General features: G+C 46.2%; 2 protein-coding genes (1 of these 2 cut by a window edge). Both read left to right on the top strand.

Annotated features, from left to right (window positions below):
• Positions 1–6,922, top strand: the 3' portion of a protein-coding gene (gene pksL, locus NYE56_RS08745) for a polyketide synthase PksL (protein WP_341283724.1). Its footprint begins 6,707 nt before the window's first position; the window shows 6,922 of its 13,629 coding nt (coding positions 6,708–13,629); the start codon falls outside the window, past its left edge; its stop codon occupies positions 6,920–6,922.
• Positions 6,923–6,937: 15 nt separating this feature from the next.
• Complete coding sequence (pksM, locus tag NYE56_RS08750) at positions 6,938–19,738, top strand: polyketide synthase PksM (protein ID WP_341283725.1); 12,801 nt, start codon at positions 6,938–6,940, stop codon at positions 19,736–19,738.
• The last annotated feature ends 23 nt before the right edge of the window (positions 19,739–19,761 follow it).

The following is a 19,761-nucleotide window of genomic DNA, read 5'->3' on the forward strand; positions in this document are numbered from 1 at the left end:
AGCCCACGGCACGGGAACCTCTCTCGGTGATCCTATTGAAATCACAGGGCTGTCCAAAGTGTTTACGCAAGAAACCGATGACAAACAATTTTGTGCAATAGGGTCAGCCAAATCAAATATCGGGCACTGTGAGAGTGCGGCAGGTATCGCAGGAGTAACGAAGGTATTGCTCCAAATGAAATACAGGCAGCTTGCGCCTTCCCTGCATTCAAACGTGCTGAACCCGAATATTGATTTCCTTAACTCGCCGTTTAAAGTACAGCAAGAGCTAGAAGAGTGGAAGAGGCCGATCATCAGTGTCAATGGCAAAGACATCGAATTACCGAGAATCGCAGGAGTCTCTTCATTTGGTGCCGGGGGTGTGAACGCCCATATTTTAATAGAAGAGTATGCTTCGGAACCTGTGGAGGAACGTTTACCAGCGAGGAAACAGCCGGCTGTCATTGTGCTCTCAGCAAAAAATGAGGAAAGACTTCAGAAACGCGCGGAGCGATTGCTGCATGCCATTCGTGAACAAACATATGTTGAAGCAGATTTACACCGAATTGCCTATACGCTTCAAGTCGGACGGGAAGCGATGAACGAACGGCTGGCGTTCGTTGCGGAATCGATGCGGGAGCTTGAAGAAAAGCTGAATGAATGTATCTCCGGAACAGAAAATCGTGAATATGTCTATCGCGGACAAGTAAAGCGCAACAAAGAAGCCATTGCTGCTTTTGCTGCTGATGAGGATATGTCAAAAACAATTGAGGCATGGCTGCAAAAAGGCAAATATGCGAAGGTTTTAGACCTATGGGTAAGAGGTTTGCGCATCGACTGGAGCACGCTATATCAGGATCAAAAACCGCGGCGCATCAGTTTACCTGTCTATCCTTTCGCAAGAGATCGCTATTGGATAGACGTACATGCAAAGGCTGAGGAAAAAAGAACGGAGGAGCCATTCGCTCCAGTACAGCCCGTCCTTCCAAAGCCGTCTGTAGCCAGAGAAGCCAGCGGCAAGCCTGCCAATATTACGTTACAGCCTTTAATGACCAATCAGGATCGTTTGGAGCGGACAGCATCTCTGGTTCCATCAGATACAGAAACAGAGACGATCACGGCGGAAGCCTTGTGCGATGAACTGACAGCGAGCTTAGCGGAAGTGCTGTACATGGACCAAAACGAGATTGATCCAGACGAAGCATTCATAGATATCGGTATGGACTCGATTACCGGGCTCGAATGGATAAAAGCAATAAATAAACAGTATGGCACATCACTAAATGTCACAAAGGTATACGATTATCCGACAACACGTGATTTCGCTGTTTACTTAGCACACGAGTTAAGCACACAAGCTGGGGAGAAAAAACAAACGGAGACGTACACGCCGATAAGACAAAAAACAGCGGTACCTGCTGCTAAACCGGCTAATATATCTCTGCAGCAGTTAGAACATCATCAGCCAGTGCAAGAGGAAGCTGAAGAAACGATTCAATATGCAGCGGCAGAAATATCTGCATCAAGACAATATACTGTAGCAATTGAAACGCTGCATGAAAACTTGAGGGAAAGCATAGCAGACGTGTTATACATGGAGCCATACGAGGTGGATATTGACGAAGCGTTCATAGATATCGGAATGGACTCGATTACCGGACTCGAATGGATAAAAGCGGTGAACAAGCAATACGGAACGTCTTTTACGGTAACCAGAGTATATGATTATCCAACGATACGTGATTTTGCCGAAATGCTAAAGTCCGAGCTTGGAACTCATCTTGATAGAAAGATAGAGCATACTGACTCTTTCGAAGCAGCCCAGCAAAAGCCAGCAGCATCATCTAATCCAAAGCCGGCAGAACGGCCCCTTCAGCCTGTTCAACATCCAATAAAGAAAGAACATGTGAAGAAAACGGTTCCTGTTCATCAAGACCGCCCGGAGGATGCGATAGCGATTGTCGGGATGTCGGGAAGATACCCGGGCGCTCGTAATGTAAGAGAGTACTGGGATAACCTGGTTCATGCGAGAAATGCCATTCGGGACATTCCAACATCACGGTGGGATGTTGACAAATACTATGATCCTGTCCTCAACAAAAAAGGGAAAGTCTACTGCAAATCAATGGGGATGCTTGATGATATTGAACATTTTGATCCGTTGTTTTTTAATATTCCGCCGTCAGAAGCTGAATTGATGGACCCGCAGCATCGAATCTTTTTGCAGGAAGGCTATAAAGCGTTTGAGGACGCTGGGTACAACGCCCGAACTTTAAATGAGAAAAAATGCGGTGTATATCTCGGCATTATGAGCAATGAATACGGGGTCATGCTGAACCGGCAGGCAAGAGCAAATGCCACGGGGAACAGCTTTGCGATCGCTGCGGCGCGTATTCCGTATTTTCTTAATTTAAAAGGGCCTGCGATTCCTATTGACACCGCTTGTTCATCTTCATTGGTCGGCACACATTTAGCGCGGCAGGCACTTATAAACAAAGAAATTGATATGGCGCTGGTCGGCGGGGTCAGCTTATACCTGACGCCGGAATCTTACATCAGTATGTGTGAGGCCGGCATGCTTTCACCTGATGGACAATGTAAAGCATTTGACAATAGCGCGAATGGTTTTGTGCCCGGCGAGGGTGCGGGTGCGCTGGTTCTGAAAAGGCTGAAAGATGCGGAAGCGGACCGTGACCATATTTATGGCATTATCATTGGCTCGGGTATTAATCAGGACGGGAAAACAAACGGAATCACGGCACCGAGTGCGAAAAGCCAAATGGATCTGGAAAGAGACATATATGAAACATACGGCATACATCCTGAGAGTATCAGTTATGTCGAGATGCACGGCACAGGAACAAAACAAGGCGATCCAATTGAATTAGAAGCTCTGTCCACCGTATTTCAAGAAAAAACAGACAAAAAGCAGTTTTGCGCAATCGGTTCCGTCAAAAGCAATATTGGCCATACATCCGCGGCGGCAGGAGTAGCCGGGGTTCAAAAAGTGTTATTGTGCATGAATCATAAAACACTTGTGCCGACATTGAACTTCACGACACCGAATGAGCATTTTGAATTTGAGCATTCTCCTTTATACGTAAATACGGAGCTTAAGCCTTGGGAAACGGCTGATGGAAAACCGCGGAGAGCATGTGTGAGCTCCTTCGGATATAGCGGAACGAATGCTCATATTGTGATAGAGGAATATCAGCCTGACAAGAGGAACGATCCATTAACAAAGCAGCACCGCTCAGCATTATTTGTACTTTCAGCGAAAAAAGAGAAGCAATTGAAGGCCTATGCGGAAGCAATGAAAGATTTCGTAACTTCCAATGAAGATATCGATCTGGAGGATATGGCATACACACTTCAGGCGGGCCGGGAAGCAATGGATTATCGCATGGCGTTTTTGGCGGATTCGAGAGAAATGCTGATCAAAACTTTAGATGATTATTTGGCTGAAATGCCGAACAGCAGCATATTTGCTGCTCACGTGAAAACGAAGAAGAGCGAAATCAAGCTGTTTGAAACGGATCATGATGCCAAAGCATTGCTGCAAACATGGATAGAGAAAAAAAGGCTGGAGAAAGTAGCGGAACTATGGGTGAAAGGGCTGCAGATAGATTGGAACAAGCTTTATCGGGAATACACGCCTCGCCGAATCAGCCTGCCTGCTTATCCGTTCGCGGAAGAGTATTACTGGCTGCCAACTCAAGAAGGTGAACACGAAACCATTGCTACAGCTCTGCCTCAATCCGAACTGATGCCAAAGCGCTGCTTTCTGCGTAAACAGTGGCAGCCTTGTCCGATTGAACCGGCAGAAATGACGAATCAAACCGTCGCCATTTTGGCAAATGAGGAGACGATGGCATTAGCGGAAGAGCTTTCGACGTATTTCTCGACATACCGTATATTTGACAGCCAAGAGCTGGATCGGGTATCTGCTGCTGACTATGAACACGTTGCTGGAGCAATCGATCTGATCGGGTGCGGAACGAGCCATGAGCATTCTATGGGCTGGATAAACTGGCTCCAAAAGCTGATCGAGCAAGGACGTACAAGCAAGCATCATTTGACGATCTTGGGTGTAACAAAGGGGCTGGAGGCCTACGCAAATGAGGGTGTTCTTTTGTCTGGTGCTTCACGGGCAGGTTTATACCGCATGCTTCAAAGCGAGTACAGCCATCTTACTTCAAGACATGCAGATATGGAATGCGAAACCTCTTTTGAGGAGCTGGCCAGACTGATTGCAGTTGAATATTATGCCAAGAGCACAGAATCAGAAGTCTGTTATCGAAACGGACAGCGATATCGAGCATATTTGGCAGAGCAGCCAGCAGAAGCCGCTCTTAGTCATAAGCAAGTATCGTTTTCAACAGACAAAGTCCTGCTTATTACAGGCGGGACAAGAGGTCTCGGCTTGCTGTGTGCGCGGCATTTTGTAAAAACATACGGCGTTAAGCGGCTGGTCCTTATCGGCCGTGAAGAGCTTCCGCCGCGTGACCAGTGGAATTCGGTAAAAATGGCCTCGCTTGCCGAGAAAATAAAAGCCGTTCAAGAGCTAGAAGACATGGGTGCGCAAGTTCAGGTGCTGTCTCTGGATCTGACAGACAGGGTTGCTGTCGAACAGAGCCTGAAGACAATACACGAAACAATGGGGGCGATTGGCGGAGTCATCCATTGTGCCGGGATGGTGAACAAACAAAACCCGGCTTTTATCAGAAAATCACTAGAAGAGATCGAACAGGTGCTTGAACCGAAAGTTGAAGGTCTGCAAACGTTGTTTGACCTGCTTCAGGATGAACCATTGGCGTTTTTCACCTTGTTTTCATCAGTATCAGCGGCCATCCCTGCACTAGCAGCAGGACAAGCTGATTACGCGATGGCAAATGCTTTTATGGATTATTTTGCGGAGGCTCATCAAGATAAATGTCCCATTGTAAGCATTCAGTGGCCTAACTGGAAGGAGACCGGTTTAGGCGAGGTGCGAAGCAAAGCTTTAGAACAAACTGGATTGATCAGTTTGACAAACGACGAGGGATTACAGCTGCTTGACCAGATTCTATCAGACAGACAGTATGCTGTCGTGCTGCCGGCAGTACCAGATACAAACGTTTGGAAGCCGGATAAGCTAATGCAGCCGTCATTGCCTGTCGAAGCTCTCTCGCATCCTGAGACGAAAGAGCAAACCGGCACTCGCAACCTGTTCCCTGAAACAGTCGACTGGCTCGTAACTCTTTTTTCAGATGAACTGAAAATAGCTGCAGAAGACTTTGAAACGGATGAACCTTTCCAAGAATACGGAATCGACTCGATTATATTGGCCCAGCTGGTACAGCAGATGAACCAACAATTAAATGGAGATATTGATCCGTCAATTTTGTTTGAATACCCGACAATAGAATCCTTTGCACACTGGCTCATTTCGAAATATGACATATCAGCTGTTTTACAGCCATCTGTTCCTGAGAAACAGACACCTCTCAAGCCGCAATCAGCAATGAAACAGAAGCTGGTGCCAGAACAGCGGCCGCAACAGATAAGCCATGAAAAAACGGCACTTCTTGCTGAGGACATCGCTATCATCGGTCTTAGTTGCAGGTTCCCAGGAGCAGAAACCCTAGAGGAATACTGGGAACTAATACGTGATGGACGGTCTGCGATTGCGCCTGTTCCGCCTGAACGATTCGAGAACTCCAGCCCAAATTACGCGGGCCTCATTGATGAAATGAACCGATTTGATCATGATTTCTTCATGATGTCCGAAAACGATGTCAGAGCGATGGACCCTCAAGCTTTGGCTGTATTGGAGGAAAGCTTGAAGCTGTGGTATCACGCCGGTTATACAGAGAAAGAAGTGAAAGGCATGAGGGCTGGTGTTTATATAGGAGGCCGCAGCCAGCACAAGCCTGATCCGGTCAGTCTTTCAAAAGCAAGAAATCCGATAGTCGCTGGCGGACAAAACTATTTAGCAGCTAACATCTCACAATTTTTTGACTTGAAGGGACCGAGTATTGTCCTGGATACCGCTTGTTCCTCTGCGCTGGTGGGGCTGAATATGGCGATTCAGGCTCTGCGAAGCGGAGATATTGAGGCAGCGGTTGTAGGCGGCGTCAGTTTGCTTGATGCTGATGCGCATCGAATGTTTTATGAGCGCGGACTTTTATGTGACAAACCGTCATTCCATATTTTTGATAAGCGGGCAGACGGTGTCATTTTAGGAGAAGGCGTGGGCATGGTTCTCGTCAAAACCGTCAGCCAAGCGCTTGAAGACGGAGATTCCATATATGCAGTCATTAAAGCTGCTGCGATTAATAATGATGGAAGAACGGCTGGCCCATCATCTCCGAATCTCGAGGCACAAAAGGACGTCATGCTGTCAGCGCTTGAAAAAAGCGGCAAAAAGACTGAAGAGATCAGCTATCTCGAAGCGAACGGATCGGGGTCGGCAGTAACAGATTTACTTGAATTAAAGGCAATCCAGTCCATTTACCGTTCTGAATCAAAGGCTCCGTTAGGGCTGGGATCGGTGAAACCTAACATCGGCCATCCATTATGTGCAGAGGGGATTGCGAGCCTGATTAAAGTAGCTTTAATGCTGAAGCATAGACAATTGGTTCCATTCCTGTCAGGTAATGAAAATATGCCGTATTTTGATATAGAAAAAACAGATTTGTATTTCAGCAGATCGCAAGCCGAGTGGAAGGAGACAACGCCGGCAGCGGCAATTAATTGTTTTGCAGATGGCGGAACGAACGCCCATCTCATTATAGAAGGTTGGAAAGACTCGGCTGAGCGTCCAATTAGAAGAAAACCTCTGCCTTTACCGGAATTAAATAGGCAGCCCGTTTTAATCAAACCATCGGCTCAAAACGTGCAGAAAAAAGTGTATTCAGACACAGGGGCTTCTAAAGATATGTTTTGGAAAACTTTCAAATAAGAGAGGAGTGGGAAAATGATAACTGAACAACTGCACATTTCATTAAATAATCCAATCATGTCCAACCACAAGGTATATGGACAAGCGTTATTACCCGGCCTTGCTTATATAGATTTAATCTACCAAGTATTCCAGGAACATGGTTATGCATACCAAGAGCTTGAATTAAAAAACCTGACCATTTTTTACCCTTTGATCGCAGATGAGTCATATGACATTGCCCTGACCATTCACGTGTCTGAAAGAAAGGAAGGGACATGGTCCATCATCATCGACGGACAAAAACAGCATGGAGAATCACTATCTGACAAGAGACAATATGTGACTGCTGACATGCATCGTAAAGAGCAAACCGCTTTTGCCGAATCAATAGACCTTAATCAGTGGAAAAGTACAGCTGACAGAATTCTGAATTTAGATGAAATCTATGAACAATGCCGTTCTCAGGAGTTAGTCCATACCGGCATGATGAAGGCAAAAGGGCGGATTTATGAAACCAAAGAGGGTGCTTTAATTGATTTAGCAGTTGGACAGGAAGCCCTGCGCCATTCTGAAGCTTTTCTGTTTCATCCGACGCTTATTGACGGCAGCGGCATAGGTTCAAGCTGCCTGATCTCAGATCAAACGATGTACCTGCCATTGTATTATGAATCGTTTTCTGCTTCAGAACGATTGCAAAAAGGATGTACAGCACGGATCCTCTCCTCATCTGTGCGCCAAAAGAAAGAGCTCACTTATATGACGATTGAATATTTTAATTCATCAGGACAAAAAGTGGCCGAGCTGAAACAATTTGCAGGCAAGTCTGTACGGAATATGTCAGCCTTTCATTCTCCAAAAGAAATTCAAGAAAAAAGAGCTGCTGTCTCTCAGAACATCAGTCGGGACTATCCCGCATTTGAAATGTATTTGCGTCAGTTGCTTGCTAAGCAGCTTGAAAGGCCGGCAGAACAAATGGATATCCACGCTGGGTACTATGAGCTAGGCTTGGATTCCCCGTCATTGCTTACCGTGGTTCAGGAAATTGGAGATAAGGTTGGAGCGGATCTTGCTCCGACACTGCTGTTTGAATTTACAACAATTGCAGAACTAGCTGCTCATCTTGCTGATCACTATTCAATTGGAGAGGCGGACAGCATTGTCCGCCAATCTCCTTCACCAATGAAGGATTCTCCTGATGGTGTTACCTCTTCACCAGAGATCGGGGAGGACATAGCCATTATCGGAATGGCGGGACGTTATCCTAAGGCGAAAAATATACAGGAATTTTGGGAACAGCTTAAAGCGGGTACCGACTGCATCACAGAGATTCCAAACTCACGCTGGGAATGGAAAGAAAACAATGGACTGGATTCACCTTCGGGCAAGCCATTGTCAAAATGGGGCGGGTTTATCGAGGATGCTGATTGTTTTGATCCTCAATTTTTCAGAATCTCTCCGCGTGAAGCGGAAATGATGGACCCTCAGGAACGGTTATTTTTAGAGACGTGCTGGGAAGCTATTGAAGATGCGGGTTATACACCAGAGACAATTGCTTCACCACAGGGAGAAAATAAAAGACAGCATGTCGGTGTGTTTGCCGGCGTTATGCATAAGGACTATTCCCTTATAGGGGCTGAAGCTCTATCAGAACACAATCCATTTCCTTTATCGCTGAATTATGCGCAAATCGCCAACAGGGTCTCTTACTATTGTAATTTCCACGGCCCAAGCATGGCGGTGGACACGGTCTGCTCTTCCTCATTAACTGCGGTTCATCTGGCAATAGAGAGCATCCGGAATGGAGAATGCGAGGCCGCACTTGCCGGAGGCGTCAATTTGTCACTGCATCCGGCTAAATATATCAGCTATGGCAGTGTAGGGATGCACTCAAGTGACGGCTATTGCCATACTTTCGGCAAAGGCGGGGATGGCTACGTATCTGGAGAAGGTGTCGGCACAGTAGTGCTAAAACCGCTGCGAAAAGCTGAACAGGACGGTGACCGAATCTATGCTGTCATCAAAGGCAGTGCGATAAATCATGTAGGGAAAGTAAGCGGAATTACAGTACCGAGCCCGGTAGCTCAAGCTGATGTTATCGAAGCGTGTCTAGAAAAAACAGGAATTGATCCGCGCACCATCAGTTATGTTGAAGCCCATGGCACTGGCACCTCATTGGGAGATCCGATTGAAATACAGGGGTTAGTAAAAGCTTTCAGCCGCAATACGCAGGACAAGCAATTCTGTTCAATCGGTTCTGTTAAATCGAATATTGGCCATGCTGAAGCTGCAGCCGGCATTAGCGGCTTAACGAAGACTGTCCTGCAGTTGCATCATAAAACCTTGGTGCCCTCATTACATTCAGAAGAGCTGAATCCTTATTTGAAGCTCGATCAAACCCCATTTTTTGTCCAGCATGAAACAAAGGAATGGGAGCAGCCATCTTTTACAGAAAACGGGGTGGACGTCACATATCCCCGCCGTGCCGGTTTAAGTTCGTTTGGCGCTTCAGGATCAAATGCGCATCTTATTTTGGAAGAATATATTCCGGCAGAGAGCCATTCAGAGACGATTTTAACGAAAAATGAAGAAATAGTGATACCTTTGTCTGCGAGAAACAAAGATCGTCTGCAGGCTTACGCTCTTAAACTTCTTGATTTTCTTAGCGAGGACGTCAATCTTTTAGCGTTAGCTTATACCATGCAGGCAGGGCGGGTTGAAATGGAGGAGCGTGCGGCCTTCATCGTAAAAGACATAAAAGATTTAACGGCTAAACTTCGGGCGTTTGCCAATGGAGAAGAAGAGATCAAGGGCTGCTGGACCGGACAAGCCAAGGAGAATCAGGAGGCGGCTGGGCCGACATCGGTAAATGCGCTGAATAACCATTTGACAACAGACAGCGAAATGATGGAAATGGCGAAAGCATGGGTTCAAGGAAAGCGGGTCACCTGGGACGACCTATACGGCGATCGCAAGCCGCTTAAGATCAGTGTTCCGACCTATCCGTTTGCAAGGGAGCGCTACTGGATCCCGGTTCCTGAAATGAAAACCAGCACTGTGAATCATATCTTACATCCGCTGGTGCACCGCAATACATCAGACTTTACTGAGCAGCGCTTTAGCTCTGTATTTACAGGCACGGAATTTTTCCTTTCAGATCATGTTGTACAGGGACAGAAGATTTTGCCGGGCGTTGCCTATTTAGAAATGGCAAGGGAAGCAGCGGAAAAAGCTGCAGGCGATCTGGACGGCGAACAAAGAGTGGTGTCGCTTAAAGACATTGTGTGGGTGCGTCCTATCACGATAGAAAGTGAACCAAAAGAAATACATATTGGCCTTTTTCCTGAGGATAACGGGGACATTTCCTTTGACATTTATAGCAGCTCTGAACATAAAGAAGAAGCCTTGACGATACACTGCCAAGGCCGCGCTGTCATTTCAGATGAAGCGGACACTTCCATTTTAAACCTTTCATCAATACAGACAGAATGCAGTTTGGACACAGTGACGTCAGAACAATGCTATGCAGCGTTTCGAAAGATTGGGCTTGACTATGGAGAGGGCTATCAAGGGATTGAAAAAGTCTATGTCGGCAAAGATCAATTGCTTGCAAAAATCTCGTTACCCGCTTTTCTAAAAAACGACAAGCAACATTTTGCGCTCCACCCGAGTTTGATGGATTCCGCGTTCCATGCCACAGTCGGTTTTATCGTTAGCTCAGTCAATGCCGCTGGACAAGCTCAGACGCTGTCTCTTCCATTTGCGTTGCAGGAGGTTGATATTTTCAGCCCATGTCCAGAGAAGATATGGTCTTATATTCGATACAGTTCAGACAGTAAAGCGGAGGACAAAGTCAGAAAGTATGATATTGATTTATGTGATGAGAACGGACATGTTTGTGTGCGAATGAAGGGTGCCTCGATGCGGGCACTTGATGGAGAGCAGCATTCAATGCCGAAACTATTAACTGATTCTCAGCTGACCGGGCATACGATGATGATCCCTGTCTGGGAACCAGTCTCTTCAGATACGGAGGATAATGCTTCGTTTGCTGGTACACGAGTTGTTTTATGCGGTGCTGCTGAAGCTGATCGGGCATTAATAAAGCATCATTATCCGCAAGTATCCTTTATCGATATCCGGCCTGCAGATGACATTGAGGGAATAGCGGACAAACTGCAAGCGTACGGAAGGATTGACCATGTATTGTGTGTTGCCCCGTCACACCGGGGAAGTATAGGTAGTGATGGACAAGAAGAAGCTGTTCTTCACTTATTTAAGCTTGTGAAAGCATGCCTGCAATTAGGCTATGGCGAGAAACAACTTGAATGGTCTCTTGTGACAGTCCAAGCGCAGCCGGTTACGCAACATGAGGCAGTACAACCCGCTCATGCAAGCATTCATGGACTTGCCGGCACAATGGCAAAGGAATATCCACATTGGAAAATCCGTCTTCTCGATCTTGAAAAAGGCTGTACATGGCCGGTAAATCACATGTTTGCGCTCCCAGCTGACCGCCTTGGCCATGCTTGGGCCTATCGTAATCAGCAATGGCATCAGCAGCAATTGATCCCATATCGGCACTCACTGTCAGGCGACACGCTATATCGGAAAGGCGGAGTCTATGTGGTCATCGGAGGAGCCGGGTATATCGGAGAGGCATGGAGTGAGTACATGATCCGCCGCTACCAGGCGCAAATCGTTTGGATTGGGCGAAGTCAACTTAATGCTGCCATCCAGTCAAAAATAGACCGACTTTCGGCGCTTGGCCCTGAGCCTTTCTACATTGCAGCCGATGCAGCCGATAAGCATTCATTGCAGCAGGCTTATGATCAAGTGAAAAAACGCCATCCTCATATTCACGGGATTGTTCACTCTGCGATGGTTTTATTTGAGCAAAGCCTGGAAAAAATGAAGCCAGAAGAATTCACCGCTGGACTGGCGGCGAAGATCGATGTCAGTATTCGGATGGCCCAAGTGTTCCGCCAGGAGAATGTAGATTTTGTTTTATTCTTCTCTTCGCTTGTAGCCCATATCAAAAATGTGAAGCAAAGCCATTATGCCTCTGGCTGTTCATTTGCAGATGCTTTTGCTCACCAGCTTTCTCAGAGCTGGGCATGTCCTGTAAAAGTCATGAACTGGGGATATTGGGGGAATAGTGAAGCGGCTGAGGATGAACATTATGTACAGCTCATGAATCAAATCGGCTTAGGTTTAATTGAGCCTGCGGAGGCTATGAAGGCGCTGGAAGCCCTGCTTTCTGGGCCAGTCAGCCAAACAGCTTTCATTCATACGACAAAGCCTGTAGCAGTCGAAGGCGTGAATCAGAATGAATTCATCACTCTTTATCCAGAGCAACCTTCAGCAGATGCAGAGAGCCTGATGGAGCGTCTGCCGACTACGGGACGATTTCAAAGAGTGACACATGAAGAGCTTGATGATCTTCTTTACAGGCTGTTGTTAGGACAGCTGCAAACGGCCGGGCTGTTTGATGGTTATACATTATCGGTTGAACGTCTTCAACAATATAAGACTCGTGAATTTTATGGAAAATGGATTCGGCAAACCAGCGAATTTCTCTTGCAGCATGGCTATCTTAAGAAAGTTGGAGATTCATTGGTGAAGAAGGACCAAGCAGAGGATATCGAGCTGCTTTGGCAAGAATGGAATGCGAAAAAAGAAAAGTGGCTTAAAGACAGCGAGACAAAGGCGATGGTTGTATTAGCAGAGGCCATGCTGCAAGCATTACCGGATATTTTGACAGGGAAAGTCCCTGCAACAGATATCATGTTCCCGCATTCCTCGATGGAACTGGTGGAGGGCATTTATAAGCATAACCAAGTGGCAGATTATTTTAATAAAGTGCTTGCCGATACATTATTAGCTTATCTGGATGAACGTCTGAAGCACGACCCTGAGGCATCGATTCGCATTATGGAAATAGGCGCAGGCACAGGCGGCACGAGTGCCGGAATCTTTGAAAAACTGAAACCATATCAAAAGCACATCAATGAATATTGCTATACAGATCTGTCTAAAGCATTTTTGCTGCATGCAGAAAAGGAATATGGGGCGGAAAATCCGTACCTGACATATCAGCTTTTTGATGTGGAAAAACCGATTGACCAGCAGGAATTTGAAGCGGGAGGCTATGATGTCGTCATTGCCGCTAATGTCCTTCACGCAACAAAAAATATCCGTCAAACACTGCGGCATACAAAAGCAGTAATGAAAAACAACGGAATGCTGCTGCTGAATGAAATGGCGGGAAACAGCCTGTTCCCTCACATCACCTTTGGTCTTTTGGAAGGCTGGTGGCTGTATGAAGATCCTGCAGTGCGGATTCCCGGCTGTCCAGGCTTACATCCTGACAGCTGGAAAGCGGCACTTGAAAGCGAAGGCTTTGAATCTGTCTTTTTCCCGGCCGAGGCGGCACATGATCTGAGTCACCAAATCGTCGCAGCCTCAAGCAACGGGCTGGTTCGCCGCATGATGAAAAATGTGACCTTGCCGGAGAAGGATGTTTCACAAGCGTCTAATCAGAAGCCAGCCTACATTCATACCATAGATTCAGAGGAAGCTGGACAATCAAAACATGCTCTCCTAAGAGAAAAAAGCACAGAATATATGAAAAAACTAATCGGGGAAACGTTGAAAATTCCTGCAGGAAAGATTGAGTCATCTGAACCGCTTGAGAAGTACGGTATTGATTCTATCGTTGTTGTCCAGCTGACGAATACATTGCGCAAAGAATTTGACCATGTAAGCAGCACTTTATTTTTCGAGTACCAGACCATTGACGCATTAGTGGAGCATTTCATCAAAACAAAAACAGAAGCGCTGATGAAATTAACAGGTCTTGACCGTCAAGTTCAACAACAGACACCGGCCGAAAGCAGAACCCAATCTTCACAGAAACCTGATCAGGCCGCTAAAAGAACACGGCGCTATCGCAAGCTTGGCTTCAGCGGGGAGAAAGAAACACCGACAAACACTCTTGCAAGCCGTGACGTTGCCATTATCGGCATTTCTGGACGCTATCCTCAGGCGGAAACAGCAGAAGACTTTTGGAACAACCTAAAAGAAGGAAGAAATTGTATTGAGGAAATTCCGAAAGATCGCTGGGATTGGAAAGCTTATTACGATAAAGAAAAAGGAAAAGAAGGGTCAATTTATACGAAATGGGGCGGATTTATCAAGGATATGGACAAGTTTGACCCATTATTCTTTCAGATTTCTCCGCTTGAGGCAGAAAGAATGGACCCTCAGGAGCGATTATTTCTGCAAACCGTTTATGCAAGTATTGAAGACGCGGGATACACGCCTGACTCGCTCTGTTCAAGCAGAAAAATCGGCGTCTTTGCCGGAGTCATGAACAAAAATTATCCGACCGGCTATGGCTATTGGTCTATCGCCAACAGAATATCCTATTTACTGAATTTCCAAGGCCCGAGTCTTGCAGTCGATACAGCCTGCTCATCCTCCCTGACAGCGATTCATTTAGCGCTGGAAAGCATCTATAGCGGATCGAGTGATTGTGCCATTGCCGGCGGTGTCAATTTAGTTGTCGACCCGGTTCACTATCAGAATTTATCTGTCATGAATATGCTCTCTGCTAGTGATACATGTAAATCATTCGGCGATGATGCAGATGGATTTGTCGACGGTGAAGGCGTAGGCGCCATTGTGTTAAAGCCGCTGCAGCAAGCAATAGCGGACGGTGACCATATTTACGGTGTGATAAAGGCAAGTGCCATTAATAGCGGAGGAAAAACAAATGGATACACGGTTCCAAATCCTCATGCACAGGCACAGGTAATTAAAGAAGCAATGGAGCGCGCCGACATTCCTGCCCGAACCATCAGTTATTTAGAGGCGCATGGAACAGGCACTGCATTAGGAGATCCGATTGAGATAGCGGGGTTAACAAAAGCATTCGAGAAAGATACGCAGGAGAAACAGTTTTGTGCGATCGGCTCCAGCAAATCAAATATCGGTCATTGTGAAAGTGCAGCCGGAATTGCAGGGCTGACAAAAATACTTTTTCAGTTTAAATATGGCCAAATTGCACCATCATTGCATGCTCAGCGGTTGAATCCGAACATCGAGTTCAGCCATACTCCATTTGTCGTTCAGCAGCAACTTGGTGAATGGAAACGCCCGGTGATTGGCGGGCAAGAGGTGCCTAGGCGCGCTGGCTTGAGCAGTTTTGGCGCCGGAGGGTCCAATGCCCATATCATCCTGGAAGAATATATTCCAAGAACGGGGGCGCAAACGCCGAAAGACCATCCTCCAGCGCTGATTGTGCTGTCGGCCAAAAACATGGAACGCTTGCAAGAAAAAGCGAAACAGCTGCTTACAGCCATCAAACAAAAAAGGTACCGCGAAACAGACCTGATCAGGATTGCCTATACCTTGCAAACAGGCCGTGAAGCAATGGAGGAACGGCTGGCATTTATAGCGGAATCACTAGAGGATCTTGAGAGAAAGTTGAACGATTTTATCGAAAACATAGCAGACAGCCTGTATCTGGATCGTATCGATGATAACAAAAAAGCGTTAGCAGTCTTATCAGCGGATGAGGATACGGAAAAAATCATAGAAGCATGGATGAGCAAAGGGAAATACACGAAACTGCTGGATCTTTGGGTGAAAGGCTTGTCTTTCGACTGGGGCATGCTGTACGGCACCCAAACGCCTGTCCGGATCAGTCTTCCGGCATATCCATTTGCAAAAGAACGTTACTGGGCACCAGGCGCGGCAAAGGCTCCGGCGTCTATAGAACAGGATCATGATCAGCAAACAGAAGAACCTTTCAAGGTTATGACTTTTCAAGAAGTGTGGAAAGAAGAGCCGGCGACTTTCACATCGAAACGTATCAAAACGCTCATCTGTTTTCTGACTGAAAGAGAAAAGCAAAACGCATTTGCTTCAGCCCTGAAAAACGTTGATCAAGACACTAAGGTCATTTTTATATCACAGGGCGAAGTGTACAGCAAACAGTCTGAATATAGCTACCAGATTGTGCGGCAAGAACCCGTTACTTTTGAAAAGGCCTTCCAGAGCATTAAAGAAGAACTTGGAGAGCCAGATGCAATCCTCTATATGTGGCCTATGGAAGACAAGCGCTGTATAAAGGACCATTCCTGTATTGTTTACCTATTACAAGGTATGTCCGCAGCAAAGCTTCATCCTTCACGGCTGCTGCTGGCAGGATGTTTTGAAGACGGTCTTGACCGAAGCTATCTGGAATCATGGATTGGCTTCGAGCGTTCACTCGGGCTTGTCCTCCCGCACACAAAAGTGACTGGAATCTTTCAGCCGGCGGAACAAGGATCGATGGATGATTGGACACGTAAAATATGGGCAGAATTACAGGCTTCATCCGCACAAACGGTTTTGTATCAGAATCTGAAACGATATGTAAATCACATTGAACAGACAACGATACAGCCGGACAACAGCAAATTGAAGTTTGGCGGTACTTACCTGATTACAGGCGGTGTAGGAGGGCTTGGTTATTTATTTGCCAAGCATTTGGCCAAAAACTATGCCGCAAACCTGATTTTGACAGGGCGGTCGCCTTTTAATGATGAAAAGCAAAAGCAAATAAAAGAATTAAAGAATCTAGGCGGCGAAGCGATGTATGCAGAAGCAGATGTGTCTGATCCTATCGCAATGGGAGACTGCGTAAAAAGAGGGAAAGACCGATTCGGTGCCATCAACGGTGTCATTCATGCAGCCGGGATCGAGAGCGACTCTGCTATTTTTGACAAAAAGATCGAAAGCTTCCAGCGCATCATTGAACCGAAAATCAACGGCACGATAGCGCTTGATGAATGGCTTAAAAATGAAGACCTTGATTTTATGTGTTATTTTTCTTCTTCTTCTGCGGTTTTAGGGGATTTTGGATGTTGTGATTATGCGATTGGCAATAGGTTTCAGATGGCTTACGCACAATACAGAAATGAGCTGCATAACGGTAAAACGTTTGTCATCAACTGGCCTGTATGGAAGGATGGCGGAATGAAGATCGGTGATGAGGAAACAACGGATATGTACCTGAAATCAAGCGGCCAACGCTTCCTAGAAGCCGAGGAAGGCATCCGTATGTTTGAGCACATCCTAGCTCAGCAGGATGCTCAGCATCTCGTGATAGCCGGTCAGCCCAGCCGTGTCAGCAGATTTTTAGGAATGACTGAACCAGCTATTCCAGAACCGGCCACTCAAGCCCCTCTAGCACAAGAAAACAAGGATGAGGTAAAAACGTTAAGCATTGAAAAGCGTTTAGAACACGACTTGAAAGAGCATATTCACACATTGCTTAAGATTTCAAAGGACAAGCTGAATTTGAACAAAAATTGGGCCGACTTCGGATTTGATTCAATCTATTTGGCTAAATTTTCGAATGTGTTATCAAAGCATTTCAACATCGAAGTGACACCGGCTTTATTTTTCGGCTATTCGACTTTACAAGAATTGATCGGCTTTTTCTTAACCGATCATAAAGAGCTGATTGAAGCATTTTACCGGGATGATGCATCAGAGGCGCAAAAGCCCCCTGAAGCTTATGCAGCAATTCCTGTAGCTCCAGAACCGGAAACCAGTAAACAAAGCATTCGGCAGGTTCACGATGAGCCTATTGCCATTATCGGCATGAGCGGCAGGTTCCCTCAAGCTGATTCGGTCCATGAGCTGTGGGATAATCTGAAAAACGGTAAATCGTGTATCTCTGACATTCCGGGCGAACGCCGGGACTGGGGGAGAGCTAACAGAGATCCAGAAAAAGCAGTGCCAAGGTGGGGTGCATTTTTGAAGGACATAGACCGGTTTGATCCGCTGTTTTTTCAAATATCGCCTAAAGAAGCCGAAAGCATGGATCCGCGCCAGCGCATTTTTCTAGAGGAAGCTTGGCACACGTTTGAAGACGCCGGCTATATGGGAGATCGGATAAAAGGAAAATCCTGCGGTGTTTATGTAGGTGTGGAAGAAGGGGAATATGCGCATCTAACCGGAGATACGGATTACATTAACGGAACACAAAACGCCACATTGTCTGCGAGAATCGCATACGCATTGGATTTAAAAGGGCCTAATATGGCTTTGACAGCAGCATGTTCATCTGGACTGGTGGCGATTCACCAGGCATGTTCAGCTCTGCGTCAGGGGGATTGTGAAATGGCTTTAGCGGGCGGCGTCAGCTTGAATATTTCTCACATGTCTTTTGAGGCGCTGACAAGGGCCGAAATGCTGTCTCCGAACGGACAATGCAAAGTGTTTGACCAGGATGCCAATGGTCTTGTGCCAGGTGAAGCGGTGGCTGCTGTTCTCTTGAAACCATTATCAAAGGCAATTGAAGATAAAGATCATATTTATGGCTGCATCAAGGCCAGCGGCGTGAATTACGATGGCAAAACCAACGGCATTACTGCGCCAAATCCTTTTAGCCAGGCAGAATTGATCGAAAACATTTATGAAAAAAATGAAATCAATCCGCTCGATATTCAATATGTGATGGCGCACAGTACCGGCTCGAATCTTGGTGATCCGCTTGAGGTCCAAGCGTTAACGAGCGTGTTCAGCAAATATACGAAGCAGAAGCAATTCTGTATGATCAGCTCAATTAAACCTTTAATCGGACACACATTTGCAGCGTCAGGAACGGTTGCTTTAATCAGTATGCTGATGGCTATGAAAAACCAGATCATTCCGGCCACTCATCACTGTGAATCGGAAAACCCGTATATTCCGTTTAAAGAAAGCCCATTTGTGCTTTGCAAAGAAAACGTTTCGTGGATCAGGAAAAATCAGAAGCCGAGGATGGGAACGATCAGCACGACTGGAATCAGTGGCACCAATGCACATGCAGTCATTGAAGAATACATTCCGGAAGATCAGCCGCTCACACAGCGGCATCAAGGGTCACCGCAGATCATTGTGCTTTCAGCCCAAAACGACGATCGGCTTCAGGATGCTGCCTGCCGCATGATTGCGTATCTGGAGCAGAATCATAACCTTTCTTTACCTGATGTGGCATATACGCTTCAGGTTGGGAGAAAAGCCATGGAAGCAAGGCTCGCGATCGTTGCAAACAATCAGGAGCAATTGGTGCGAAAATTGAAGGAATATGTGGAAGCAATGAAGAATGGTGGGGTATCAGGCCAACAGAGATCCCTTTATACAGGATATACAGAAGGGATTTTAGAAGAACAAGATGAAGCAGTTCTGCAAGCTCTCGCAAAAGAAAGAAATTTGGAAAACATCGCGGATTGCTGGGTGAAAGGATATCAGATTCCTTGGGAACTCCTTCATGATGGCGATGATGTTCGGATGGTTTCTTTACCTGGTTATCCATTTGCAAGGGAGCGGTATTGGGTTTCGTCAGGCACTCAGCAATCAGAGGCCGTTAAACAGCATTCACAAGATATGAAAACAGAGATTGGCGAGCCGAATGGCAAAACCCATATTCAAAAGATCATTGTTCAATTTTTAGCACGAGAATTGGGCATATCTGAGGATCGAATCAATTTCAAAAGAAACTTCCTGGATTATGGGATGGATTCAATTCTTGGCCGAAAATTGATGCGGCATATCGAAAAAACCACGCAGCTGAAGATGGCCGGCCGGGAAATCCTTGAATGTCAGACAGTCCAAGCTCTATCTGACCATTTGGCCTTAAAAGCGGAAAAACAAAATCATAGCGCAGCAGCACATCACATAAAGGGCACGTATACAGACGAGCAAATCATCGGATTGATGCAAGAGGTGGCGCTAGGGAAATTGGATTTTAAGAGTGTGCAAAACATCATAGAAGGGAGTAAATCGTATGAATCATAAAGAAATTCTCGATGCCTTCAGAT

Origin of the sequence: Bacillus sp. FSL R5-0603, from assembly GCF_038050295.1 — a bacterium.
In the GTDB taxonomy this organism is placed as follows: Bacteria; Bacillota; Bacilli; order Bacillales; family Bacillaceae; genus Bacillus; species Bacillus subtilis.

Bases quoted from the DNA above. Each gene is read 5' to 3' on its own strand.
- pksM (WP_341283725.1), top strand. From the start codon at position 6,938: ATGATAACTGAACAACTGCACATTTCATTAAATAATCCAATCATGTCC.